Genomic DNA, 24,763 nt, shown 5'->3' with positions numbered 1-24,763 from the left:
GGAAAGCCTCCATGAAGAATGAAGACAGCCCTGCGGCAACGGCCATGGTTTCCATTCGAGGCGTCAGCAAATCCTACTGGCGGGGAACCCGCCCTGTCCCCGTGCTGGAGAATATTACCTTCGATATTGCCGAAGGGGAATTTCTCGCCCTCATGGGCCCCTCGGGATCGGGAAAGAGCACCCTCCTCAATCTCATCGCCGGCATCGACACCGTGGACAGCGGGACGATCCTCGTGGGCGGTCTGGATATCACGACCCTTTCGGAAACGGAACTCGCCCGCTGGAGGGCGACCCATGTGGGATTCATCTTTCAGTTCTACAATCTCATTCCCGTGCTCACCGCTTACGAAAACGTGGAGCTTCCCCTTCACCTCACGTCCCTGTCCCGGAAGGAACGTCGGGAACATGTGGAGATGGCCCTGCGGGTCGTGAATCTGTCCGACCGGAGCGATCACTATCCGCGCCAGCTCTCGGGAGGAGAACAGCAGCGGGTCGCCATCGCCAGGGCGGTGATCACCGATCCATCGATCCTCGTTGCCGATGAACCCACCGGGGATCTGGACCGGCGATCCGCTGCGGAGATCCTGAACCTTATGGAACGCCTCAACGAAGAGTCCGGCAAGACCATTATCATGGTGACTCATGACCCCCGGGCAGCGGAAAAGGCCAGGATTGTCCGACACCTGGAGAAGGGAACCCTGACGGATGACGCTCTTTCGGCTCCTCTTTAGAAACGCCTTCCGCAACCGCCTGCGCAGCGCGCTGACGATCCTCGGCGTCACCGTCGCCATCCTGGCCTTCGGGCTGCTGCGCACCCTCATCGGCGCCTGGTATGCCGGTGTCGAGGCCTCGTCGGCCACCCGGCTCGTGACGCGCAACGCCGTTTCCCTGATCTTTCCCCTGCCCTTTTCCTATAAGGAAAAAATCCGTCAGGTGAGCGGCGTCAAATCGGTCTCCTGGGGCAACTGGTTCGGCGGGATCTATATCGATGAAAAAAACTTCTTCGCCAATTATGCCGTCGATCCGGAGACCTATCTGAGCCTTTATCCCGAATTTATTCTCTCACCCGCCGACAAAGCCGTCTTTCTCCGGGACCGGAAAGGATTTCTCGCCGGTAGAAAGCTCGCGGACAAATACCGCTGGCAACCGGGGGACACTGTGACGCTGCGGGGCACGATTTTTCCGGGAAACTGGGATTTTGTGCTGAGGGGCATCTATCGGGGACGGGATGAAAACGTCGACGAGAGCCAGTTCATTTTTCACTGGAGCTATCTCAACGAAACCCTGAAAAAAACGGCCCCAGCCCGCGCGGATCAGGTGGGCTTCTACATGATCGGCGTCGAGCACCCTGATGTGGCCGGGGAAGTGGCCGCTGCCATCGACCGGATGTTCAAAAATTCCATGGCGGAAACCCTGACGGAAACGGAAAAGGCCTTTCAGCTCGGGTTTATCGCCATGACCGGGGCGATTGTCACGGCGATCCAGATTGTGTCCTTTGTGGTCATCTTCATCATCATGGCCGTCGTGGCCAACACCATGGCCATGACGACGAGGGAGCGCTTCGGGGAATATGCCGTGATGAAGACTCTGGGGTTCAGGGGAAAACACCTCGCCGCCCTGATCCTGGGGGAATCCCTGGTCATCACCCTGCTGGGCTGCGCCCTGGGCATCGCCCTGACCTATCCCGCCGCGGCGCTGATCAAAGAAAAGCTTGGGACCTACTTCCCCATTTTCAACGTGGATGCGCATACGATCTATCTGGATCTGGCCGCCGCGTTCCTGGTGGGCGTCGTGGCCGCCCTGATCCCGCTCTCCCGGGCCATCGGCATCCGCATCGCGGAAGGACTGAGGAGGATCGCATGATCCTTCCCATCAGTTACACCCTTAGAAATCTCTGGACAAGACGCCTGACAACCGCCCTGACCATCGCCGGCATGGCCCTGGTTGTTTTTGTCTTTGCCGCCATCCTGATGCTGGCGGAGGGATTGCAGAAAACGCTGGTGGAAACGGGCTCTTTCGACAATATTGTGGTCATCCGGAAGGGTGCGGTCTCGGAGGTCCAGAGCAGCGTGGCCCGTGATCAGGCCGCCGTGGTCGAGACCGAACCGGAAATCGCCCTTGGCCCTGAAGGTCAGCTCCTGCTCGCCAGAGAACTCGTTGTTCTCATTACGCTCCCCAAGCGGGTTACCGGTTCTCCGGGCAATGTCGTCCTGCGCGGCATTGCCTCCGCGTCCGTGACCCTGAGGCCCCAGGTGAAGCTGGTGGCCGGCCGCCGGCCTCGTCCCGGGTCCATGGAAATGATGGCCGGCATCAGCATCGCCCAGCGCTTTCAGGGCGGAGGCCTGAATGAGACCCTGTGCTGCGGCATGCGCAACTGGCGGATCGTCGGGGTCTTCGATGCGGGAAACCGGGGATACAGTTCGGAAATCTGGGGAGACGCCGACCAGCTCATGTCGGCCTTCCGGCGTCCCGCTTATTCCTCCGTGATCTTTCGCCTGCGCGATTCCGAGGGATTCGAGCGGGTCAAGGCGCGGCTCGAACAGGATCCCCGCCTGACCGTCGAACTCAAGAGAGAAACAAAGTACTATGCCGAACAGTCGGAATTGATGGCCAAATTCCTCCGCATCCTCGGCCTGACCCTGACCCTGATCTTTTCGCTGGGCGCCATGATCGGCGCCATGATCACCATGTATGCCGCCGTGGCCAACCGAACCGGAGAGATCGGCACCCTGCGGGCTCTGGGTTTCCAGCGGCGCGATATCCTGATGGCCTTCCTGATGGAATCCCTCCTTCTGGGACTGCTCGGCGGGGTGGTCGGTCTGTTTCTGGCTTCCTTTCTGCAGTTGATTACCGTGTCCACCATGAACTTTCAGACCTTCTCCGAGCTGGCCTTCAGCTTCACCCTGACGCCGAAAATCGTTATTTCTTCCTTGCTCTTCGCCCTGATCATGGGATTTGTCGGCGGGGTCCTGCCGGCGATGCGGGCGGCCCGCATGAAGATTGTGGACGCCCTGCGGACGGGCTGACGGCAATGCCAATTCCCCACGACAGTCACAATTCGCATTGGATGATTTGATTGACATTCCAACTGATTTTTCCCTATACTCCACCGCATTAAAAAAATTTTCCCAAGGAATGGAACGACCTATGTATAGAAACTTTCGGATTGTACCCAATATTATTTTCGGCCGCGGCTCTTTCAATCAACTCGACGATGTCCTGAAGGACCGGCGGGTAACCGCGGATTCCTGGATGGTCTTTGTCGTCGATGACGTCTTCACCGGAAAACCTCTTGAAGGGCGGTTCCCTCTGCGGGGTCGGGATCTTCTCCTGTGGGTCAATGTCGATGATGAACCGAAGACCCGCTATATCGACGAACTGGTGGCCCGGATCCGGGCTTATTCCCCTACCGCCCCGGCCGGCATTGCCGGGATCGGCGGCGGCAGCGCCATGGACATCGCCAAGGCCGTCTCCCTGATGCTCAACAACCCCGGTTCTTCGGCCGATTATCAGGGCTGGGACCTGATCAAAAACCCGGCCGTCTATCACGTAGCGGTTCCCACTCTCGCCGGGACGGGGGCCGAAATCTCCCGGACGACCATCCTCACAGGGCCGGAAAAGAAACTGGGCATCAATTCCGACTACACCCTCTACGACCAGATCCTCCTCGATCCGGAACTGCTGGCCGGCGTGCCCAAAAACCAGTGGTTCTACACCGGCATGGACTGTTACATCCATGACGTGGAATCCCTGAACGGTACGTTCATCAATGAATTCAGCAAAGCATACGGTGAAAAGTCCCGCGATCTGTGCCGCGAGGTTTTTCTTGACGATTCCCCGGCAAAGGATGACAAACTGATGATGGCCTCCTATTTCGGCGGCATGAGCATCGCCTATTCCCAGGTGGGCGCCTGCCATGCCCTCTCCTACGGGCTTTCCTATGTCCTGGGCATCCATCACGGAGTCGGCTGCTGCATCGCCTTCGATCAGCTGGAGGAGATCTACCCGGAAGGCGTCCAGGAATTCCGGCAGATGATGGAGAAGCACGATATCCCGCTCCCCCGGAATCTGACAAAAGACCTGGATTCGGCCTCCATGGAAAAGATGGTCACCACGGCCCTCAATCTGGTTCCCCTCTGGGAGAACTGCCTCGGTCCCGACTGGGCCAATATCATGACCCGGGAAAGAGCGATGGAGCTTTATAAAAAAATGTAAGCTGACCCCGCTCCGCCGCATGCAAAGCAGAGCTTTCATCCGCCTGCAGGCTGAGGATTCAAAGGCACGGCCTCATGAATGGGAGAATATGGCTGAGGAAAAAACCGGTGGATTAACGGCCGAACAGGAAAACCCCGTGGACAACCAGCAGGCAACTCGAGCCGAGCTTCAAGCCCGGCTCGAACAGCAAATTGCCATCGCCCGCAGGGCATCCCTCGCTGCCGCCGACGCCGAGGCCCGATGCAGAACCCTGGAGGCGGAAAAAATCCAGGCGGAAGAGAAAATTCAAGGCCTTGAACAGGAGGTGGGCCTGTTCAAGGCCGAGCTGAGAAACGCCATCTCTTTTCTCGAACAGCGTGCCGCCGAAACGGAGCAAAAAAGCCCTTCCGCACAGGAGAGCCCCGCTCCCCCCGAAACAGAGCGGCTCCTTCCTCAGGAATTCCGGACCAGGGTCTATTCCGATGGGAGAAGGTATCTGGGTGAAGTAAAAGGGGATCTCCCCGAGGGACTGGGAATCATGGCCTTCCCCGACGGCGGATACTATGCCGGCGAGTGGCGGGAGGGGAAACGAAACGGACTGGGAACTCTGACTCTGCCCGACGCGCAAAAATACACCGGGGAATGGGCAAGCGATCTCTTCCACGGGCGCGGCATGGATGTTTATCACGATGGAAAAACCTATGAAGGGGAATTCAAAGAAGGACGTTACGAGGGACAGGGAACACTGACCCTGGCCGACGGAACCCGATATACGGGAAAATTTGCAAAGGGGCTGTCCTGCGGCAGGGGCATTCTGCGATATCCCAACGGTGACCGGTACGAAGGAGAATTCAGGAATAACAAGTATCACGGGGAGGGAACGCTGACCCTGATCGACGGACGAACGTATACAGGCGAAATGGAGGAAGGCCTTCCTCACGGCCATGGAATCATGACATTTCCCGATGGCAGGACGTACACGGGTAAATTTCGGAAAGGCCAGTTTTTCGGGGAAAAAGACCTATTTCAAAAGGATGGGTAGAGCCCCTGCAGATGGCCGGCAGGCATGATTCCGAAGCGGCGGGTCGATGAGATTCAAGTACATGGAGAGCCTTCCAGGGGGGGGAAGGCGATACACCGTCCCCCCTGGAGGCGATCAGCAGGGCAATGGCAGGCCGGATGTTTTCATGGCCGGGAAAGCTTCCTCAAAATCACCTACAAGACGATCACGGAACTTGCCTGCGGTCCCTTGTCGCCCATCTCTTCGTTAAACCGGACTTCCATCCCCACGGCAAGTTTATCGAAATCCCTGTTTAATACACTGTTGGCGTGAAAATAGACATCGTATCCTTCGGGATGGACGAGAAATCCATATCCCTGATCCGGGAAAATCACGCTGATGCGCCCCCGCGGCTGCTTTTCGTGAGTCTTCACATCGCCCCGCTGCTCTCGGGAGAAATCCTCGAGTTTCCGCTGGGCGGCCTGGAAGGAATCCCGCATCGCCACCCAGAGATCCTCATTCCGCTCCCTCTTGGTCACGATCTCCCCCCCGGGAACGGTCATGATGATGTGCACGCTGTATAACTTCCCCTCATTGGGATGCCGTTTCGGCTCCTCCACGACAACTCTGCAGCGCATTATCCGGTCGTAGAACTTATCGAGCTTGTTAGCCCTTTCAGTGATTTCGTCCCTTATCTCGTCACTGAGTTCTACGCCCTGGGCTGTGATCTGGAGTGGAATGATCATCGTCTGCCTCCTTAATCTTTGTTGAGAACATTAATTTCTTCAAGGAAACCAGTTGCGATATTTGTATACATTTTAGCACATTGGAACGTGAAAGAAACGCAGGAATTGTGGTGAGGAAAGGAGATTGGAAATGGGGTGGAGGACGGTGGGACTGAATTCGGGGAAGGACTCATCGGCAGCGAGATCTCGGCTCAAAATCCGCCGGAAATCCAGGACAGCGGACGATCCTTAAATAATGATTTCAAAAGACATTTAATGGAAATAATTGATGTTTCTTCTTCAGATTTATGATATGGAACGCGCCATTAGTTCTTAACTTCACGTTTTGTATATAAGAAGGGGTGAATTATAAAGTTCCATTCAGGACTTTGATCTTTTTTCTTTGGTCTTTAATAATCCTTGTTGCCTGAACGTACACCTTCCTATTGTGAGATGTACCTGCGATGATCCACGTTGAGGACATAAATGATTCGACTGGAAGACCTTCAACCGCATGCCGCAATACGCGGCCTTCTCCCGGACTGCCTCGTTACGGTCATAAGCGTTCAGTGGTTTGGCTCCGAGGCTCTCGAACTTACCTACAAGACCCCCACCGGCAGGTTGGCAAATGAACTGCTTTATCGTCATGACGAACCGCGTCTTGATCTTGTGGAACATGGCCGCCCGTGGAGCTTCGACGGCGACGGCACCATGTTCCGCCTGGTGTCGGAAGCGCATCGTATCCGCCTCGCTCACCTTTTTGATCCGGTACTTGCCGTCCACACTTCAATTGTTGATCCTCTACCCCACCAGATTACGGCGGTCTATGAAGCCATGCTGCCGAGGCAACCGCTCCGTTTCCTGCTCGCCGACGATCCCGGCGCAGGCAAAACCATTATGGCGGGCTTGTTTATTAAAGAGCTCATTGCCAGGGGTGATTTACAGCGTTGCCTTATCGTCTGCCCCGGCAACCTTGCCGAACAATGGCAGGATGAACTGTACCGTCGTTTTCATCTCCCCTTTGAGATTCTTACCAATGATAAACTTGAATCCGCGCACACCGGCAACTGGTTCCTGGAGACGAACCTTGTCATTGCCCGTCTTGACAAGCTTTCCCGAAATGAAGACGTACAGCGAAAGCTCCAGACACCTGATTGCCGCTGGGATCTTGTGGTCTGTGACGAGGCACACAAGATGTCGGCCACAGTTTTCGGCGGAGAGACGAAGTACACAAAACGTTACAGGCTGGGACAGCTTCTTTCGACACTGGCGCGACATTTCCTGCTGATGACTGCAACGCCTCACAACGGAAAAGAGACGGATTTTCAGCTTTTTATGGCGCTTCTCGATGGCGACCGTTTCGAGGGACGTTTCCGCGATGGCGTGCATGTGACCGATATTTCAGATTTGATGCGTCGAATGGTAAAAGAGAGTCTGCTCAAGTTCGATGGTACACCACTGTTTCCTGAACGCATTGCTTACACCATTCCCTATAAGCTCTCTGATCTCGAAGCCCAACTCTACAAGGCGGTTACTGATTACGTACGAGAGGAATTCAATCGTGCGGAGGCACTGGCTAATGATAAGCGTGCGGGAACCGTCGGCTTTGCGTTGACCATACTGCAACGCAGACTCGCTTCCTCACCTGAGGCGATATATCAATCCCTGCGGCGGCGGCGCGAACGGCTGGAAAGCAAACTTCGGGAAATGGAACTGCTTCAGCGAGGAGGCCAAACCGTTTCAATCCTGACAAACAGCATCCCAATACTTGACACAGAGGACGTTGAGGATCTTGACGAGGCACCGGATAACGAGGTCCAGGTCGCAGAGGAAGAGATCCTCGATCAGGCGACCGCAGCGCGATCTATCGCTGAATTGAAGGCAGAGATTGAGACCTTGAAAGACCTGGAAGCGCTTGCACTCAGAGTCCGACACAACGGACTGGATACCAAGTGGCGTGAACTTTCTTCCCTTCTGGGGGAGATATTCACTGCCGCAGCTATCACCGGTAACGTGGCCGACCCGACTCTTCCATATGGAGCGGGAGCGATTCCTAAACCCACCCCTTCACCGCACCAGAAACTCGTTATCTTTACCGAGCACCGCGATACTTTAAACTATCTTGCAACCCGCATCACAACCCTGCTTGGCCGCAAGGAAGCCGTGATGACGATTCATGGGGGCATGGGACGTGAGGACCGCATGAAGGCACAGGAGGCATTCAAGCATGATCCGGAGGTGCAGGTTCTGCTGGCTACGGATGCCGCAGGTGAAGGTATCAACCTCCAGCGTGCACACCTGATGGTGAATTACGACTTGCCTTGGAACCCAAATCGTATAGAGCAACGTTTTGGTCGCATTCATCGTATCGGCCAGACCGAGGTATGCCATCTCTGGAATCTGGTAGCCGATGAAACCCGCGAAGGCGACGTTTATCGTAAATTGTTGGATAAACTGGAACAAGCCCGTCAAGCCTTGGGTGGCCAGGTATTCGATGTGCTCGGAAAACTTCAGTTCGAAGGTAAACTGTTGCGCGATCTTCTTATTGAAGCTATTCGCTACGGTGATCAACCTGAGGTACGCGCCCGCCTTACGACGGTTGTAGAACAAGCACTTGACCGGAACCATTTTCAGGATCTGCTTGAGGACCATGCCTTGGCCCGCGATGCCATGGATGCAAGACGAGTCCAACGTATTCGAGAAGACATGGAACGGGCGGAGGCCCGCCGCCTGCAACCACACTATATTGAGTCCTTTTTCCTGGAATCTTTCCGCAATCTTGGCGGATCAGTCCGACAACGTGAGCCACGCCGCTATGAAGTAACCCATGTACCGGCTCCGGTGCGCAATCGCGACCGCCTGATCGGGATCGGCGAACCGGTGCTGCCGCGTTATGAACGCATTTCTTTCGAGAAGGCACTGGTTAATTCGCCGGGGCAGCCACTCGCTGCATTTGTTTGTCCGGGTCATCCTCTGCTCGATGCGGTTATCGACTTAACCCTTGAACGTCACCGTGATCTCTTGAAACGCGGCGCTGTTTTAGTGGATGACCGTGACATGGGCATCCAGCCGCGTGTGGTATTCTATCTCGAGCATGCGATTCAGGATGCAAGCCTGACACGATCAGTAGAGCGCCGAATTATTTCCAAGCGAATGATTTACGTGGAACTCGATGCCAACGGCAAAGCTCACCATGTGCATTACGCACCCTATCTGGATTATCGACCGCTTATTAAGGACGAACCAGGTGTGGGAACAATTCTTGACCGCCCTGAGTGCGTCTGGATTACCCGAGAACTGGAAAATAGGGCACAGGCACATGCAGTTGCGCATGTCGTACCTGAGCACCTGGCAGAAGTCCGCGATCACCGGCTTAAACTGATTGCCAAGACCGAGGCAGCGGTAAAAGAGAGACTTACCAAGGAGATCACTTACTGGGATCATCGCGCAGAGCAGCTCAAACTCCAGGAGCAGGCCGGCAAGATTGGCGCCCGTCTCAATTCCGGAGAGGCCCGGAAGCGAGCCGATCTGCTTCAGGGACGGCTGCAAAAACGGCTTGAAGATCTGAAGCTGGAAGCTCAAATCCCACCGCTCCCGCCCGTGGTGCTGGGTGGCATGCTGGTGGTGCCCCAAGGCCTGCTTATGGCCATGAAAGGTCAAACAATGGTTTCTTTAACAGCTTCTGCCGATACACAGGCCAGTGCAGCACGGGCACGGGCTATTGTCATGGAGATTGAACGCAGCCTCGGCTTCGAACCAACCGATCGAGAGGTCGAGAAACTCGGTTACGATGTTGAGAGCAGAATACCGGGCACCGGCAAGCTGCGTTTTATCGAGGTGAAGGGTCGTATATCCGGCTCACCCACGATCACCGTAACTCGCAATGAGATCCTTTATTCGCTCAATAAGCCGGAAGATTTTATCCTTGCCATCGTGGAATTCCTCGATAGTGATTCACATCGAGTCCATTATTTACGGCAACCTTTCCAGCGTGAACCGGACTTCGGAGTCACAAGCGTCAACTACGACTTTCAGGAACTTCTGGATCGTGCAGTGGCTCCTTCATGATCTCAACCGAGAAAATATTTCAAAGAAGAGATTGACAACCAGCCAGGAAGTATCATAATGATACAAAAAATCAGTGAAAAACGCAGGCCCCATTACGAGCTCAGCCTGTTTAAGGAATTGTTCTCTAACGCAAAAACTCGACAAATCACACAGATAGCACATAAAGGTGCGGCATCGGAAGGGTATATGACTGTTGAAGATATTGAGAACGTCATAGAACAGCTCGGCTCAAAACATTTTTACAAGTCCATGACCACATATCATAGTCACGAAATCTGGCAGGATGTTTACCATTATCAAGACGGTGATAAGAAACTCTATATCAAGATCCAATTGTCCGTTGACAGGGACAAGGCTGTCTTAATCCAGATGAAAAGAGATGAAGGGAGCGATGAATAAAATGAAAGCGCAGAAATGTTCAATTTGCGGCGCTGAATCGTTAACACGAAAAGTCGGAACCGAATCCTTCGAATATAAAGGAAAAAAGAAGGAAATCCCCAATTATGTTACCTATGAATGTTCCGAATGCGGTGAGGCCATCGTTGACAGTGCAACATTGAAAGAATCGGGAAAAATTCTGAAAGATTTCCAGCGTGAGGTGGATGGCCTTCTCACGGGACCACAGATCAAGGCTATTCGCATCAAGCTGGGACTCACGCAGGAACAGTTGGCCAATATCATTGGCGGTGGTTTGAAAAGCGTGGCCCGCTATGAATCCGGCCAGGTATGCCAAAGTAAGGGCATGGACAACCTGCTTCGCATTCTGGATGCATATCCGCAGACCTTGAAAATCATTCAGAGAAGAGAACAAACTGTAAAGCTGTCAGCAAAAGTTACCTACATTGAGGACGCAAGAGCAAGAAAAGGCTATCGATTCAAAGATACAATCTATTCTCCCGATACCAAAGAGGCGACATATGGATCATAGTTTCAAGATCGTGGGCATTCAGCTCAATGAAGCTCATTTTGCCATAAACAATCAGTATAAAAGAGAAAAAAACAAGGTCATCGATCTTACTCACAGCATAGAAGTTGGATACAAGCATGCAGACAAAGTTCTCCGTGTGCTTGTCCTGATTTCATCCGATTCAGAGAATCTCCCCTTCCGATTTTCCGTTGCCTGGGAAGGCGCGTTTGCTTTTGATGAGATGCCTTCAGATGAGGAATTGGAACGTATCGCGCGTATCAATTGTGCATCTATTATCTTTCCTTATGTACGTGAAACCATTGCGGACTTGACGAGGCGGGCAAATATGACGCCACTGAACTTACCGCCTCTAAATTTTGTTGCCTTGTATGAAGAAAGCCAACAGCAAGCACTTAAAATTCCTCTTAAAAACACTCGTACGAAAAGAAAGGAATAAAAAAGGAGATTCGAAGAACCGTCGGATAATCGCAGGCAGATTTAACGAAATTGTCGGACTACATAATCCCAATTAAAAACAGTGCATGATCTGTATCAAACTCACCGCAGTCGCCCTCCTGCCGGATCAAATCATCAAGGCAGTGGCGCACTTTTAGGAAACCCTTATGAATCAACTGAATCTCATTAATGAGCTTGAACCTCAAATACCCTTCCTTTGGCCAGAACCGCGAGTAACAGAGGGAAACAGAATATACAAGCACCAACCTCCCTTTGGCGACTTAGTGCTGGAATCACCTTTCATGTTCGGAATCATATCTGCTTTGACTACGCGGGGCATTGATGTCCTCAAGGCTTGGATGGAATGCAATAACGATCTAAAAGTTTATCTCATTGTAATGGTCTATCCGGCATGTGCCACCAAGCAGAGGGATCTCTCCCGGCTTCTGGATCTTGTCGAACGGTTTTCGCCGCAGTTGTCAGTTCATGTCCATCCTCTAAAGTCGGTTACTGATCGCACAACGAATACACTCTGTTGTCTGGCACAGAATAAGGATATAGTTTACATCTTTACAGGACCAAGCGAAGATTTCGGCCTGGCGCAAAAGAATGACGGGCATATCAATTTTGTATTCCGGGGTGATCCTGTACTGGTTGAAGGCTTCAGTCGTTATTTCAACCTGCTATGGATCAAATCAAGAGAGATCTCTGCCAAGGGGGTGACACTAATCCCGGATCTCATTCTTCCGGAAGGGTCCGAAGAGGGGCTGAGGTTATGGCAGGATTACATGAATGACTGCGCTAATTCCCAGGCATCGGGAGATACGTATGGAGAGGTCGATGCTGAGACCGGTGACATCAAAATCAAAGACAAAGATGGCAAGGATATTCCACTGCCTACAGAAGATGGTGGCCTCAAGAAGCTGGATCACCTCGCCGAATTTGTGGCGCGCCTTTACGAAAAAGGTTCCTTGGTCAGCATCGATAAGCTCAGCCGTATCCCACCCTTGGATGCGCCTCTCGATCCCAGTGTTTTTGGTGACACCGCAGAACTTCAAAAGGGTAACGTCAAACGTAAGGTCAGTATGAGGGTATCGATTATTGATGAGAAGACACTTAAAGAGATTGATAAGCGACGCCAAGGCATGCGCACACTTCTCACAAAATTTACCTTCGGGCTCGCAGACAACATGCGTTGGATGCCGGACACGGCTTACAAGTTATTCGAGTCAGAGTTGAAACGAATTAATGAGGAAGGGCAGAAGCTCATTTCTGATTTACTGAAAGGTGACATTGAAGCTTTCAGTAAAGAAAAATTACCCGCACTAGTCAGGGACATCAACGCCATGTACCAAGAACTCGGGGGAACGGGTCAGGTTGGGAAGGATGTCATCGTTCGGGTCACTGATAACCTGAAAGAACGACTGCTCAAGGTACAATCCGCCAGCTTCATGCCGAAACTCTCTTTTTCCAAGATCAGCTTTACGTATACGGACAATACCATGGTTTCTCCATGGGGACAGGCTTTTTCTCTGCTCTCGGATATTGTCGCTTTTCCCCGCAAAGCCATGACAGACAGCTTTTATCTGCGTGGTTTAAAAGTGCCTGAAGACGACCTCATCGAAGCCATGAATGTGGCGGACGACGCCATATGCCGCGACCTTCGGAGTCGTGGTTTAAAAGATCGCTGCAGACATGAACTCAATCTTCTTTCTATAATAGAAAAAGCCTCTCTTGAATCGCGAGACAGGTGTGAACTGGTGTATCGAATTCTAAACGGCGATTCGCTCAAAACGATCGATGAGACTATCAAAAATAAGGGATCATAATGAAAATAAAGAAGAAACTCATCGAAGTCGCCTTGCCTCTCGATGCCATCAATAAGGCATCGGCGCGGGAGAAGTCTATCCGTCACGGGCATCCAAGCACTCTGCACCTCTGGTGGGCAAGACGGCCCCTGGCAACGGCTCGGGCGGTGATTTTTGCCCAGATGGTGGACGACCCCTCGGAACATCCTGATTTATACCCTACTGAAAAGGAACAGGACAAGGAACGGAAACGCCTCTTCAAAATCATCGAGGATAATGAGAGAGAACAATTCCAATGCACTTGCCTCCAGCATAATCCTAGTCTGCCGCAAACGTAATGCCGATGCGTCCCCCGCCACACGCCGAGAGTTCGTCAACATGCTCAAAAACGAACTACCCAAAGCACTTTCACATTTGCAGCATAGCAATATTGCACCCGTGGATTTGGCCCAGGCAGTTATTGGTCCGGGGATGGCGGTATATACCGGGTATGCTAACGTGCTTGATGCAGAAGGTAAACCACTTACCGTAAGGGATGCTTTGGCACTCATCAACCAAATCCTCGACGAGGCGCTGGCCCAGCAAGAGGGTGACTTTGACGCCGACAGCCGCTGGGCATTGGCGTGGTTTGAACAGGCAGGCTTTAGTGAGGGAGACTATGGTGTGGCCGAAATTCTTTCGAAGGCCAAAAACACGAGTATCCAAGGCATGGTCCAGGATGGTATCCTTGCCGCAAAAGCCGGCAAAGTGCATCTAATTCGCCCTGATGAATTGAAGGATAACTGGGATCCAGAGAAAGACCAACGATTGACAGCTTGGGAGATGGCACATCAACTGATTCGTGCCCTCGAATCCGATGGTGAAAGTGCTGCTGCTGCGCTTGCAGCCAAACTGGGATCGAAAGCTGAAATCGCCCGTGAGTTGGCCTATCGCCTCTACACCCTGTGCGAACGAAAAAAACGGGCGGCGGAGGCACTTTCCTATAACAGCCTGGTACTAAGTTGGCCGGAGATCATACGATTGTCGACAGGAAGAAAAGAGCAAAAAGTAACACAAGTAGGCATCTTCGAAACTGATGACATACAAATCGCGTAAAGACCATCAGGAGTAAGCAGTTATGGCTGGAATGCAAATACAGGGTATGCAGATTGAGAGTATTGATATTCAGAATTATCGTTTATTTAAGCAGGCCTCACTGAACAAATTATCGCGACTCGCTGTGTTTGTTGGCGAGAATGGCGCGGGAAAATCAACAATTTTCGATGTTTTTTCATTTTTGAAAGACTCCCTTGCCCAGAATGCGGCAAAGGCCGTCGCCAGGCGGGGAGGTTTCAAGGAACTGGTCAGTAGGGGAACCGAGGGGCCCATCTCCATTACACTGAAGTTTCGCGAAACCGGGGGAAGACTGGCTACTTACGAACTATCCGTGGCTTTTGAAGGTGGCAGAGTCGTTGTGGACCGAGAAGTGCTCAAGTTCCGCAGGGGGCAGCGCGGTCAACCTTGGCATTTCGTCGATTTTTCAAGAGGCAGAGGAACGGCCGTCACCAACGAAGCCATGTATGGGAAGCCTGGGGTGAAGGTGGAAAGGAAGGAATACATTCTGGATGAGCCTACGGTACTCGCGATCAAGGGATTGGGACAGTTTAAAGAGTTCCGTGTGGTCTCCGAATTCCGCAATCTCATTGAAAACTGGCATATCACCGATTTTCATATAGCCGACGCCCGGCCCAGCGCCGAGGAGGGATATGCCGAACATCTTTCCACGCGGGGAGATAATGTTGCCCAAGTGGCACAATTCCTCTACGATCATCACCCTGATCGTTTCAACAACATCCTCGATGCCATGAAAAGACGCATCCCCGGAGTGGAAAAAGTGGAAGCAAAACCTACGGAAGACGGGAGACTGGTGCTACGTTTTCAAGACGGGGCATTTAAAGATCCCTTCATTGCCCGGTATGTATCCGATGGAACCATCAAAATGTTTGCTTATTTGGTGCTGCTGCACGACCCCAACCCCTTTCCGCTTCTGGCAGTAGAAGAACCGGAAAACCAACTTTACCCGGAACTTTTGCAGGAGCTGGCTGAAGAATTTCGTGATTATGCGAGAAGGGGCGGCCAGGTGTTCATATCGACTCATTCTCCTGAGTTTATGAATGGATTGTATCTGGACGAAATATACTGGTTATCCAAGAAAGACGGTTATTCGACCATTTATCGCGGTGCGGACAGTGAAGTTCTCAAGCGACTGGTTGCCGAAGGCGATCACCCAGGAGCCCTCTGGCGTCAAGGCGTTTTCAAAGGGGCATGGTAACTATGTCGATGGAAAAGATTATTTTCCTTCTGGAAGAACCTTCAATGAAGGTCTTTCTCGAGGAATTCTTGCCGCGGTTCCTGCCCGATCTTGAATATCTCTGCATCACCCATGAAGGCAAACAGGATCTGGAGAAGAGCATTCCTCGAAAGCTCAAGGCATTTCGTCGGGGGGTATTCGTCATTGTCCGCGATAATGATGGTGCCGATTGCTATTTTGTCAAAAAAAGACTTATGGATCTTTGCAAAGGAGGAGGGCAATCGGATGTCCTGATTCGCATAGTCTGCCAAGAGTTGGAGTCATGGTACCTTGGTGTAATGGATGTCCTAGCAGATGTCTATAACCGCCCAAGGCTGACCGGACTTAATCGAAAGGCTAAATACAGAAATCCGGATCGTCTCGGTAGTCCTTCTTCCGAACTTGTGAAACTAATACCCGAATTCAGAAAAATAGAAGGCACCCGTCAGATGGGCACGGCCATGCCGCTTCGGGAAACGGAGAATTTTTCAATAAGTTTCCAATTTTTCATCAAAGGAGTGCATCAGGTTATCAATAATATGGAAATACGAAAGAAAGCTCGTCATAGTGCCATGAGGCAGGAGTGAATTTATGGCCATAACAAACCATGAACGTGCCCGTAAAGCACTGGAACTTCTGAAGAGCGGTCTTAGCCCTTTTATCGCACGTGAATTCAAAAACAGTTACCGGGATGGAGCATCCGCCAAAATAGAGCGCTTTATTGGTGATGATCGCCTGAATGCCAGGAAACCGATTGCGGACTGGGACGTCGCCCCTCTACTTAAACTGATGTGGGAATCCTGGAATGAAGTTTTCCGTCAGACTCTGGGACACACGGAGCGGAGTCTGGTGAGTGAACTGCGGGACTACCGCAACAAATGGGCTCATCAGGAGTCTTTCTCCGGAGACGATATCTATCGAATCCTTGATTCCGCAGGAAGGCTTTTGTCCGCCATCTCCGCATCACAAACCGATGAAATCGAAAAGATGAAAATGGAGCTTATGCGCCTGCGTTATGACGAGCAGGTGCGTAGTGAGAAACGCAAAAGTGCCGGGGCGGCCATCGAAAGCACGGTATCCGGTAATCTCAAACCGTGGCGTGAGGTGGTTATACCGCACAGGGATGTGGCAAGCGGTCACTATCAGCAAGCCGAGTTCGCCGCAGATCTCTGGCAGGTGCGCATGGGCGAAGGTACCGCCGAGTACCGGGACCCGGTGGAATTTTTCCGCCGCACCTATATTACGGACAGCTTGAAAAGAATGCTCGTCGGAGCGGTGCAGAGACTCTCAGGTCAGGGTGGAGACCCGGTGGTACAGCTTCAAACCAACTTCGGCGGTGGAAAGACTCATTCGATGCTGGCGCTCTACCACCTGTTTTCCGGCATTGCTCCCACGGAACTCCCCGGCATAGACGCGGTCATGCGGGAGGCGGGAAAAACACAACTGCCGGCAGCCCGGCGAGTAGTCCTTGTCGGCAACAAGATCTCTCCAGGTAATCCGACGACCAAGCATGATGGCACCATCGTTCGAACCCTCTGGGGCGAGCTGGCATGGCAGTTGGGATACGCTGCCGGAGGCGAAAACGAGGCTAAGCGAGCTTTCAATCGACTGGCCGCAGATGATGAGAGGGCAACAAGCCCCGGCGATGTCCTGCGCGAACTGTTTGTAGAATATGGACCATGCCTGATCCTGATCGACGAATGGGTGGCCTATGCCCGCCAGCTCCATGACCAGAGCGATTTGCCTGCAGGCAGTTTCGAAACACAATTTACCTTTGCGCAGGTGCTTACAGAGTCGGCCAAACTGGCCCAAAATTGCCTTCTGGTCATCAGCCTTCCCGCTTCGGATACGACAGGATCGCCTCACGCACAGACCGATGACGCTGAAGTGGGAGGTCAGCGCGGACGGGAAGCACTGGACAGGTTGAGGAATGTCGTCGGGCGGGTAGAGTCGTCATGGCGTCCGGCAAGCGCTGAGGAAGGCTTTGAAATTGTGCGGCGGCGGCTCTTTGAACCTCTTTCCGATCCTGCCCAGTTCAAGGATCGCGATGTTGTAGCACGGGGGTTTGCAGACTTTTACCGAACACAGCAGGCTGAATTTCCTCCGGATTGCCACGACGCGGACTATGAAAAGCGTATCAAGGCGGCCTACCCCATTCATCCGGAGATCTTCGACCGACTCTACACCGACTGGTCCACACTGGTGAAGTTCCAACGTACACGGGGCGTCCTGCGGCTGATGGCAGCCGTCATTCACAGTCTTTGGGAAAAGGGTGACAGAAACCCACTCATCATGCCGGCCAATATCGCGACTGATGATCCGCGTGTGCAATTTGAGCTGACACGCTACCTTTCCGATAACTGGGCGCCGATCATTGAAAAGGATGTGGATGGACCAAATTCTCTGCCGCTCAGGATTGACGGCGAAGTTCCGAATCTCGGCAAATTTGCGGCCTGTCGGCGCGTTGCACGCACCATTTACATGGGTTCTGCGCCTCTCCTGCAGGCCGCGCATCGCGGTATCGAGGATCGGCAGGTGAAACTCGGCTGTGTGATGCCGGGTGAGTCCCCCTCTGTTTTCGGAGACGCCCTGCGGAGGCTGGCTGGTGCAGCCACCGTACCTATACCAGGATGGACCACGCTTCTGGTATTCGACCCAGCCCACTGTAACGAAACTGGCAGAAGACAGGGCTGAACAACTCAAGCGCGACCCTGACAAGGTGCTGCTGGAGCTTGATGGACGCCTGCGCAAAGATCTGGAACGCAGGGGCGACTTCAGCCGCATCCATGCCTTGCCGCAGTCGGGACAGGACGTGTCCGATGATCTTGACTCGCGCTTAGTTGTTCTTGGAATCAATCACCCCTACAGCAAGGGGGCAGGAAGCGCTGCCGAGCTTGTCGCCAAAGCGATTCTTGAGTCCCGCGGAAGTACGCCACGCCGCTATCGCAACACCCTTGTTTTTCTTGCTGCTGACAAGTCGCGGATGCAGGACCTCGATGAGGCGACCCGGAAGTATCTTGCCTGGGAATCTATTCTCGCCGAAAAGGGTGAAAAAGGACTGAATCTTGATCCCCAACAGGTGAAGCAGGCCGAAACCCAGAAGGCTGCGGCAGACAGCGCTGTAACTGCGCGCCTGCCGGAAACGTATCAGTGGCTTCTGGTTCCCGTACAGAAAAATCCGCAAGTGCCCATCGAATGGCAGGCCATGCGTCTTTCAGGACAAGACGCGCTGGCGGTGCGGGCGAGCAAAAAACTGAAGAATGACGAATTGCTGATTACGAGCTTTGCGGCTACAAGACTTCGGATGGAGCTGGACGGGATTCCACTCTGGCGTGACAATAATCATGTGGCGATCAAACAGCTTGCCGAGGACTTTGCAAGCTTTATTTACCTCCCGCGGCTGAAGGATTCATCCGTCCTTATCGGTGCGATCCGCAGTGGATTAGCCTTATTATTATGGATCCAGGATTCCTTTGCCTTCGCAGACAGTTACGATGAAAGTACCGGTCGGTACCGGGGGTTGCGCTGTGGGGAAGAGGTTGCAATTGCCGATGGTGAAATGCAGGGCCTGCTCGTGAAATCAGATATCGCCTGCAAACAGATGGACGAGGAGAAAAGTAAACAACCTGTCAATCTCACCATCGCCGGAACAACAGGAGGCCGGGAATCGACAACAACAGAACCTGACGGGAGTCCAGCAGGAACGTCGGATACGCCAGGCACACTGAAACCGAAACGATTTCATGGTACAGTCACCCTTGATGCCACCCGTGTCGGACGTGACGCCAGCCTTATTGCCGATGAAGTGATTGCACATCTTTCCGGTTTGGTCGGTGCGAAAGTAACGGTGACCTTGGAGGTTGAAGCAGATATTCCCTCGGGCGCCCCGGATCATGTGGTCCGCACTGTGACTGAAAACAGCCGGACGCTGAAATTTACAAGTCAGGGATTTGAGACGGAATAGAAGAGAAGATATCTTGGGGTGCAACTGAGATGACCGCGCATAAGAGTACAGTTTCCGCAAGTAGAAATAGTTGTTGGAATTGCAAATATCAGCAGCTAGCCGGTGATACATTCCTTGGCAAATGCACGTGGTTTTCAAAACACAAACGCGAGAAAGACAAAGAAATACCGCCAGAAGTCGTTGATGTGGGCTGCAAGCTTTTCGTTCAACGAGGTATGTAAGTAATCCTCTGGATTTTCCAACCCCTCAGGATTCGGTTGATTACGGATCTGAACATCGTAAAGAGAGCAGGAGTTCTCCGTTGAGCCCCGGTAAGTGAAAGTGCAATCATCCGATTACTGACACTTGAAGACTTATAGACAATATTCTCCTCTAAAAAGGAGATTTATCATTGAAACTCTCCTTCCATGAAGGATAAATATATCTCCATATTTCGTCTTGATGCCCCACTACAATATTTATGGAAGAGGCTTTTCATGGCAGGAGATTCACCCCAATGACCACGAAACTCAACGTTTTTATCAGCTCTGTCCGGAAGGAACTGGAAGACGAGCGGCTGGTCGTCCAGAACCTTTTGAATACCGACGCTTTCCTGTCGGCGAACTGCACGCCCGTCCTTTCCGAAACTGAGCCTGCCTCTCCGCAAGAATCGCTGGAGGGATGCCTGCAAGCTCTCGACGAATGCCAGGTTTATCTGCTCATCGTGGGAACCGAATACGGCATGCCTGTGGACGGACTGTCTCTACCCCACACAGAATATCGCCGCGCGAAGGAAAGAGATATTCCCGTTCTGGCCTTCATCAGGGGAGACCGCAGCGTAAAGCGGGAAGAGGAAACGGTACGGCTTCTTGACGAACTGAATGTGGACGGCCCCACATATCAACGTTTCGGCAACGTTATCGAACTCCAGAAGGAAGTCCGGGAGGCGCTGGTCGCCCTGCTGGAGGAGCGGTTCGAGATCTCGCCGACGAATGACGAAAATTCCATCGCCGAATCGACCATCGAGGCCACTTCCGCCTTCGAATCCCGTCCTCTCGACAGGATCCGCTGGCGCGACCTCGACCTGGACGTCGCCCGCACATTGATCGCCTCTGCCGAGCGTTGCAATCCGGATGAGCTGTCCAATGACGACCTCCTCGCTGGCGCCGTCCTGCGCGGACTGGTCTGGTATGACCCGGCCTTGCGGGAACATTACGCCACCGCCGCCGGGATCGTCCTGCTGGCGAAAGACCCGTCGGCGGTCTTTCCTCAATGCCGGATTCTCGCTGATTCCTACCGGAGCACGTTACCCGACGGGGACCCGCGCGACCATGAAGACATCCGGGGTCCGATGCCGCTGGCCATCGAGCGCGCCATCGACTTTATCGACCGGAACACCCGCCACCCGATGCGCATTGTCGGCCTCAACCGCGTGCGCCTTGACGAATACCCTGTCGACGGCCTGCGCGAGGCCCTGGTGAACGCCGTGGCCCACCGTCAGTATGAAGACGCCGGCCGCAAGATCATCCTCGAAGTCTTCGCCGACCGCATAGTCATCTCCAGCCCGGGACTGCCTCCCCGGCCGATCACCCTGGCCGGCCTGAGAAGAGGAAATTATCGGCCCTGTTCGCGCAATCCCGTTCTGGCCCAGTGTCTATCCTATTTCCACCGCATCGAGGAGCGCGGCAGCGGCTTCCGGCGGATGCGCGACCACATGCTCAACCACGGGCTCGATCTGCCGATTCTGAACACGGAGATGGGTTATTTTCAAGTCACCTTTCCCGGTCCCGGCGAGAATATCGATCTCCTGCGGACGCCGGAGAAGCGTCTCTCTGTAACCCCGGCAGTGGAGGCGCGTTTGAATGAAAGGCAAAGGACAATGCTGCAATGGCTTGCCGAAGGGCAGGAGTTGACGAGCCGGCAGTGTGAGGCGGAATTCGGCGTTTCCCGCCCGATTACGGCCGGAGATTTCGGATTGCTGGTTGACCTGGGTCTGGCGGAAAAACTGGGGGCCGGCCGTTCCACCCGCTACCGCCTCAAAGCCCGGGAGAATCGTTAAGCAATCGTAAAGCGGAATCCGCGAATTGTAAACCGCCTGGACAAAGCGGCAAAGATGGAAGGGATGCTGTATTCGTAAACTTATCGTTAATCGATCCGCCGTAATCGTTAAGTCGGGAGCCGGATCCGGATCAGCCGATGCCCGCCCTTCAGGTCACTCGGCGGAAACATCTTCCACTTCGTCTCTGCCGGACATGCCGGCATTGGGCTGCGATGCGCATCCGCAGGGCAACACATTCTCACCAGCGCCTGTCTGCGGGCGGTCTGCGGAATCCCGGTACCCGGCGACACAATACCCTGCATCGGGAACGGCAGTATAGATAATTTTTCCTTATAATTAATTTGTTTCACTGCTTTAAATAGAGTAATTTGAATATGGTACTGTCCTTTGGATTTTGAAGGACTGAAGCAATTCCCTATTCCGATGATTCCGCTGCGCTCTCCAAGCGCCGGTTAACAAAATACACTCACCCCCATGCGGAGAAGGAGAACTGAATGGCGGCACAACGTGTCCTCAGTCAGGAACTGAAGCAGAAGTATGATTTTCTGCGGGATGTTCTCCAGCGATGCCTGTCGCTGACTGACAAGTGTTCGGAAACCGAGGCGTCGGCAATCCTGAAGAACCGTCTGGCGCTTCTGCAGTCGGTGGCTCTTTTCGTTGTCGTGGGCGAGGTCAAGTCCGGAAAGAGCAGCTTCGTCAATGCGCTTCTTGGCGAGGATGTATGCGAAGTCGCTCCGGACCCCTGCACGGCCGTCATTCAGGAACTGGCCTACGGCGAGGAACGGTCGAAGACGGTCCTGGGGGATTACTGGGAGAGACTGACCCTGCCCAAAACGGTGCTGCGGGATATCACGATTGTGGACACGCCGGGCACGAACTCGATCATCCGCAATCACCAGACCATTACGGAGAATTATATCCCGAAGAGCGACCTGGTTATTTTCGTTTTTCCGGCCAAGAATCCCCATACCGCCACGGCGTGGGAACTCCTGTCGCTCGTACGCAAGGACTGGCACCGGAAAACCGTTTTTGTTCTGCAGCAGGCCGATCTGGCCACCCAGCGGGAGCTTGCCGTCAATCAGGAGCGGGTGAAGCAGTACGCCCATGAACGGAACGTTCAGAATCCTGTTCTGTTCACGGTGTCCGCGAAGCGGGAACTTGACGGAGCCTCGGACAGCGGTTTTGCGGAGTTTCGGGAATATCTGCGCGACGCCGTCGAGAGCGGCGAGGTCTGGCGCATGAAACTGGAGGGATGTCGGGATACGGTCCGCAAGATCGTCAACGACCTCCTCGCGAAACTGCGTCGGGAGGAGGCCGCCATAGCGGAGGACAAGGCATTTTATCAGGACCTGCTGGCCAGGGTGGAAGGGCGTCGGGAAAAGGCGCATTCGCTCCGGCGCCTGGTCGTGGACAGCCTCGGCGTTTCCTACGATCGCCTTGCTTCCCGGCTCGAGGAGGATTTCAGGGAAGGATTGCAGATCGGGACGATCCTGAGCCGCTCCATCCCCTATCTTCGCGATAAGGATGTAAAAACCTGGATCAGGGAAACCCAGGATAAATTTGAGAAAACGGCAAAGGAAGAGATCGAGGCCGAGTCCTCACGCGTTTCGAAAGACCTCTCCGATGAAATGAAGGCCATGCTCGATGATCTGTCCCTGGCGATCGCCCATCGGCAGGAGCGTCAACAGCAGGGGAGCCACCCTGTCGCCGCGGACCGGCTGGATATCCTCGAACGGCTGAGGAGCCAGCTCCGGGATCTCCGCATTTCCGACATTGTTGACGAAAAAGGCATTCAGGGTTCTGAGCTCGGCAAACTCACGCTGACCGGCGGGGGCATCGCCGCTCTTGGGGCCGTCATCGCCATGGCGACGCATCTCATTGCCTTTGACATCACCGGAGGCATCCTGGCCGCGGTGGGCGCCGGGCTGGTCGCGGTGACCCTGCTCTGGAAACGCAGCGCCATTATGAAAGACTTCTCGCAGAAGATGGATAAATCACGGGATGAGTTCCGGGGCCGGCTGGATCAGGAGATCACACAGATTTTCGAACGCCTGTTTCTTGAGATACAGCACGACCTGAAAGAACCCCTGGCTCTCCTCGACGAAGAAACCTCTCGAATTTCTTCGCTTGCAGAGGAAGCGCGGGGAATCAGTGAGGCGGCCGACCTGCTGTGATACCGCTGCCTGCAACCGGAAACAGCCGCTGTTTTATCCACCTTGATGTTTTCATGCCTGCTGCAGCCCAATCATCTGTTGAATGCGTTCGGTAAGCTGGGGCGTTAAACCCAGTCCGGCAGCGAGTTGATCCAGGTAATCTTTTTCCGCCTGTGTGTCCACTTCAACGGCCAGCAGGGAAGCCGCGTAAATCTGCACGGCCAGTTCAGGCTGTCCTTTCGCGGCGGCAATCAGTTCTTCCGTTTCCATCGGCTGCCGCAGTTGATTCATGACATAGCGCCGGCCTTCCTCGTCAACCCCGATTTCCTCGAATTTACCCACAATCCGGTTGATTTCATCCTGGTCGATTTCACCATCCGCCTTGGTGGCGTTGATCATGGCTCTCAGGACGAGTTCAGAAGTCTGCTCCAGCGCCTGCTGCTCTTCGTCCGTCTGTGGCTCCAGCAGACCGACCGGAAGCTGAGGCTTTGATTGACCGCTTCCTTTAAGGGCGTTGAAAGCCAGTGTTCCAAGCAGGGCCATCAAGCCGCCGCCGACAGCGCCGCCCAGGGATTTTCCACCGCCGCCCAGCAGGGAACCGATAAGCGCGCCCAAGCCGCCGATAGCAATATTTTTGTTGCTGCCGATCTCTTTCCCCGCGTCACCCAGCATGTTCGAAAGCAAATCTCCGATCCCGCCACCGCCACTTTTGCCACCGCCCAGAACGCCTGACAGGATATCCCCGAGTCCTCCACCGCCTGGCTGCCTGGTGGAACCTCCCATCATTCCCGCCAGATTGTCCAGCACATTGCCGCCTCCCAGGGAATTCTTCATCCGATCATTGGACGAAGGCGCCATCCCGGCCTGCACCATTGCTCCAAGAAGCTCCGTGATCTTCATGTCATTGCCCTCTGTTGTCTGGTTGTTTAAATTAATGTTTACGTTTCAGATCTGTTTGAGCGATGAAAAAAATCTCCTTATTCTAACGAAGTATAGGTGAAGGCTTTTTTGCTTGTCAATCCATATTTGCAGAAGCAGTTTATCCTGAAAACGTCCTGATTCGTTAATGATATCAAGATGATACCGGAAAATATCCTGAAAACGGTCTGACTGATGCGTGA

18 protein-coding genes and 2 pseudogenes are annotated in these 24,763 nt (G+C 53.6%); 18 read left to right on the top strand and 2 right to left on the bottom strand.

Annotation, left to right across the window (positions count from 1 at the left end):
- The first annotated feature begins 11 nt into the window (after positions 1-11).
- The 5 genes from SYN_RS00225 to SYN_RS14875 all read left to right on the top strand — a co-directional run bounded on the left by SYN_RS00225 (position 12) and on the right by SYN_RS14875 (position 5,236).
- Positions 12-731 (top strand): ABC transporter ATP-binding protein, encoded by a 720-nt coding sequence (locus tag SYN_RS00225; RefSeq protein WP_011415960.1) that lies wholly within the window; start codon positions 12-14, stop codon positions 729-731.
- Positions 706-1,863 carry an ABC transporter permease gene (locus SYN_RS00220; RefSeq protein ID WP_011415959.1) on the top strand — a complete coding sequence of 386 codons (1,158 nt, stop codon included), beginning with the start codon at positions 706-708 and terminating at the stop codon, positions 1,861-1,863. Before SYN_RS00225 ends, SYN_RS00220 begins: the two co-directional genes overlap by 26 nt.
- A complete protein-coding gene (locus SYN_RS00215; protein ID WP_011415958.1) occupies positions 1,860-3,026 on the top strand; it encodes an ABC transporter permease in 1,167 nt (388 codons plus the stop codon). Before SYN_RS00220 ends, SYN_RS00215 begins: the two co-directional genes overlap by 4 nt.
- Positions 3,027-3,147: 121 nt before the next feature.
- Positions 3,148-4,215 carry an iron-containing alcohol dehydrogenase family protein gene (locus SYN_RS00210; protein ID WP_041584536.1) on the top strand — a complete coding sequence of 356 codons (1,068 nt, stop codon included), beginning with the start codon at positions 3,148-3,150 and terminating at the stop codon, positions 4,213-4,215.
- Between the two features lie 88 nt (positions 4,216-4,303).
- Complete coding sequence (locus tag SYN_RS14875) at positions 4,304-5,236, top strand: MORN repeat-containing protein (protein ID WP_158302879.1); 933 nt, start codon at positions 4,304-4,306, stop codon at positions 5,234-5,236.
- 173 nt (positions 5,237-5,409) lie between these two features.
- On the opposite strand, the gene SYN_RS00200 is transcribed toward SYN_RS14875, so the two are convergent.
- A complete protein-coding gene (locus SYN_RS00200; RefSeq protein ID WP_011415955.1) occupies positions 5,410-5,940 on the bottom strand; it encodes an HPF/RaiA family ribosome-associated protein in 531 nt (176 codons plus the stop codon).
- 135 nt (positions 5,941-6,075) lie between these two features.
- Here SYN_RS00200 and SYN_RS16140 point away from each other — a divergent pair, with 135 nt between their 5' ends.
- The 13 genes and pseudogenes from SYN_RS16140 (at position 6,076) to SYN_RS00135 (ending at position 23,663) form a co-directional block, all read left to right on the top strand.
- The gene (locus SYN_RS16140) at positions 6,076-6,231 is read left to right on the top strand and encodes a hypothetical protein (RefSeq protein ID WP_011415954.1); all 156 of its coding nucleotides are present in this window, start codon (positions 6,076-6,078) and stop codon (positions 6,229-6,231) included.
- A gap of 174 nt (positions 6,232-6,405) precedes the next feature.
- On the top strand, positions 6,406-9,987 hold the full coding sequence (locus tag SYN_RS00195; protein ID WP_011415953.1) for a helicase-related protein: 3,582 nt from the start codon (positions 6,406-6,408) through the stop codon (positions 9,985-9,987).
- Between the two features lie 57 nt (positions 9,988-10,044).
- Positions 10,045-10,386: a type II toxin-antitoxin system MqsR family toxin gene (locus tag SYN_RS00190; protein ID WP_011415952.1), complete on the top strand. Its 342-nt coding sequence runs from the start codon at positions 10,045-10,047 to the stop codon at positions 10,384-10,386.
- A 1-nt stretch (position 10,387) separates the two neighbouring features.
- The gene (locus SYN_RS00185) at positions 10,388-10,915 is read left to right on the top strand and encodes a type II toxin-antitoxin system MqsA family antitoxin (protein ID WP_158302878.1); all 528 of its coding nucleotides are present in this window, start codon (positions 10,388-10,390) and stop codon (positions 10,913-10,915) included.
- Positions 10,905-11,351 carry a protein-export chaperone SecB gene (locus SYN_RS14870; RefSeq protein ID WP_011415950.1) on the top strand — a complete coding sequence of 149 codons (447 nt, stop codon included), beginning with the start codon at positions 10,905-10,907 and terminating at the stop codon, positions 11,349-11,351. The genes SYN_RS00185 and SYN_RS14870 overlap by 11 nt, the downstream gene beginning before the upstream one ends.
- Positions 11,352-11,517: 166 nt before the next feature.
- Positions 11,518-13,179 (top strand): hypothetical protein, encoded by a 1,662-nt coding sequence (locus SYN_RS00175; RefSeq protein ID WP_011415949.1) that lies wholly within the window; start codon positions 11,518-11,520, stop codon positions 13,177-13,179.
- Positions 13,179-13,496 (top strand): DUF1156 domain-containing protein, encoded by a 318-nt coding sequence (locus SYN_RS00170; RefSeq protein ID WP_011415948.1) that lies wholly within the window; start codon positions 13,179-13,181, stop codon positions 13,494-13,496. Before SYN_RS00175 ends, SYN_RS00170 begins: the two co-directional genes overlap by 1 nt.
- Positions 13,447-14,253 (top strand): annotated as a pseudogene (locus SYN_RS00165) (hypothetical protein); the annotation flags it as partial. The gene SYN_RS00170 and the pseudogene SYN_RS00165, both read left to right, overlap by 50 nt.
- 46 nt (positions 14,254-14,299) lie before the next feature.
- Positions 14,300-15,469, top strand: coding sequence for an AAA family ATPase (locus tag SYN_RS00160; protein ID WP_041584534.1), 1,170 nt, complete (start codon positions 14,300-14,302; stop codon positions 15,467-15,469).
- A gap of 2 nt (positions 15,470-15,471) precedes the next feature.
- Positions 15,472-16,074, top strand: coding sequence for a DUF4276 family protein (locus tag SYN_RS00155; protein ID WP_148202434.1), 603 nt, complete (start codon positions 15,472-15,474; stop codon positions 16,072-16,074).
- A 4-nt stretch (positions 16,075-16,078) separates the two neighbouring features.
- Positions 16,079-19,451, top strand: a pseudogene (locus tag SYN_RS16955) (Swt1 family HEPN domain-containing protein).
- Between the two features lie 496 nt (positions 19,452-19,947).
- Positions 19,948-21,489 carry an AlbA family DNA-binding domain-containing protein gene (locus SYN_RS00145; RefSeq protein ID WP_041584533.1) on the top strand — a complete coding sequence of 514 codons (1,542 nt, stop codon included), beginning with the start codon at positions 19,948-19,950 and terminating at the stop codon, positions 21,487-21,489.
- A gap of 494 nt (positions 21,490-21,983) precedes the next feature.
- Positions 21,984-23,663 carry a dynamin family protein gene (locus tag SYN_RS00135; protein ID WP_011415940.1) on the top strand — a complete coding sequence of 560 codons (1,680 nt, stop codon included), beginning with the start codon at positions 21,984-21,986 and terminating at the stop codon, positions 23,661-23,663.
- Positions 23,664-23,714: 51 nt separating this feature from the next.
- Here the strand turns inward: SYN_RS00135 and SYN_RS00130 are convergent, their stop codons facing one another.
- Positions 23,715-24,542, bottom strand: coding sequence for a tellurite resistance TerB family protein (locus tag SYN_RS00130; RefSeq protein WP_011415939.1), 828 nt, complete (start codon positions 24,540-24,542; stop codon positions 23,715-23,717).
- Between the last annotated feature and the right edge of the window lie 221 nt (positions 24,543-24,763).

The sequence above is a fragment of the Syntrophus aciditrophicus SB genome (genome assembly GCF_000013405.1).
Taxonomy (GTDB): domain Bacteria; phylum Desulfobacterota; class Syntrophia; order Syntrophales; family Syntrophaceae; genus Syntrophus; species Syntrophus aciditrophicus.
This window is presented reverse-complemented; position numbering and strand designations above follow the sequence as displayed.

Bases quoted from the DNA above. Each gene is read 5' to 3' on its own strand.
- SYN_RS00170 (WP_011415948.1), top strand. From the start codon at position 13,179: ATGAAAATAAAGAAGAAACTCATCGAAGTCGCCTTGCCTCTCGATGCC.
- SYN_RS00195 (WP_011415953.1), top strand. From the start codon at position 6,406: ATGATTCGACTGGAAGACCTTCAACCGCATGCCGCAATACGCGGCCTT.
- SYN_RS00200 (WP_011415955.1), bottom strand. From the start codon at position 5,940: ATGATCATTCCACTCCAGATCACAGCCCAGGGCGTAGAACTCAGTGAC.
- SYN_RS00215 (WP_011415958.1), top strand. From the start codon at position 1,860: ATGATCCTTCCCATCAGTTACACCCTTAGAAATCTCTGGACAAGACGC.
- SYN_RS00210 (WP_041584536.1), top strand. From the start codon at position 3,148: ATGTATAGAAACTTTCGGATTGTACCCAATATTATTTTCGGCCGCGGC.
- SYN_RS00225 (WP_011415960.1), top strand. From the start codon at position 12: ATGAAGAATGAAGACAGCCCTGCGGCAACGGCCATGGTTTCCATTCGA.
- SYN_RS00155 (WP_148202434.1), top strand. From the start codon at position 15,472: ATGTCGATGGAAAAGATTATTTTCCTTCTGGAAGAACCTTCAATGAAG.
- SYN_RS00190 (WP_011415952.1), top strand. From the start codon at position 10,045: ATGATACAAAAAATCAGTGAAAAACGCAGGCCCCATTACGAGCTCAGC.
- SYN_RS00185 (WP_158302878.1), top strand. From the start codon at position 10,388: ATGAAAGCGCAGAAATGTTCAATTTGCGGCGCTGAATCGTTAACACGA.
- SYN_RS00220 (WP_011415959.1), top strand. From the start codon at position 706: ATGACGCTCTTTCGGCTCCTCTTTAGAAACGCCTTCCGCAACCGCCTG.
- SYN_RS00145 (WP_041584533.1), top strand. From the start codon at position 19,948: ATGACCACGAAACTCAACGTTTTTATCAGCTCTGTCCGGAAGGAACTG.
- SYN_RS00175 (WP_011415949.1), top strand. From the start codon at position 11,518: ATGAATCAACTGAATCTCATTAATGAGCTTGAACCTCAAATACCCTTC.
- SYN_RS14870 (WP_011415950.1), top strand. From the start codon at position 10,905: ATGGATCATAGTTTCAAGATCGTGGGCATTCAGCTCAATGAAGCTCAT.
- SYN_RS00135 (WP_011415940.1), top strand. From the start codon at position 21,984: ATGGCGGCACAACGTGTCCTCAGTCAGGAACTGAAGCAGAAGTATGAT.
- SYN_RS14875 (WP_158302879.1), top strand. From the start codon at position 4,304: ATGGCTGAGGAAAAAACCGGTGGATTAACGGCCGAACAGGAAAACCCC.
- SYN_RS00130 (WP_011415939.1), bottom strand. From the start codon at position 24,542: ATGAAGATCACGGAGCTTCTTGGAGCAATGGTGCAGGCCGGGATGGCG.
- SYN_RS00160 (WP_041584534.1), top strand. From the start codon at position 14,300: ATGCAGATTGAGAGTATTGATATTCAGAATTATCGTTTATTTAAGCAG.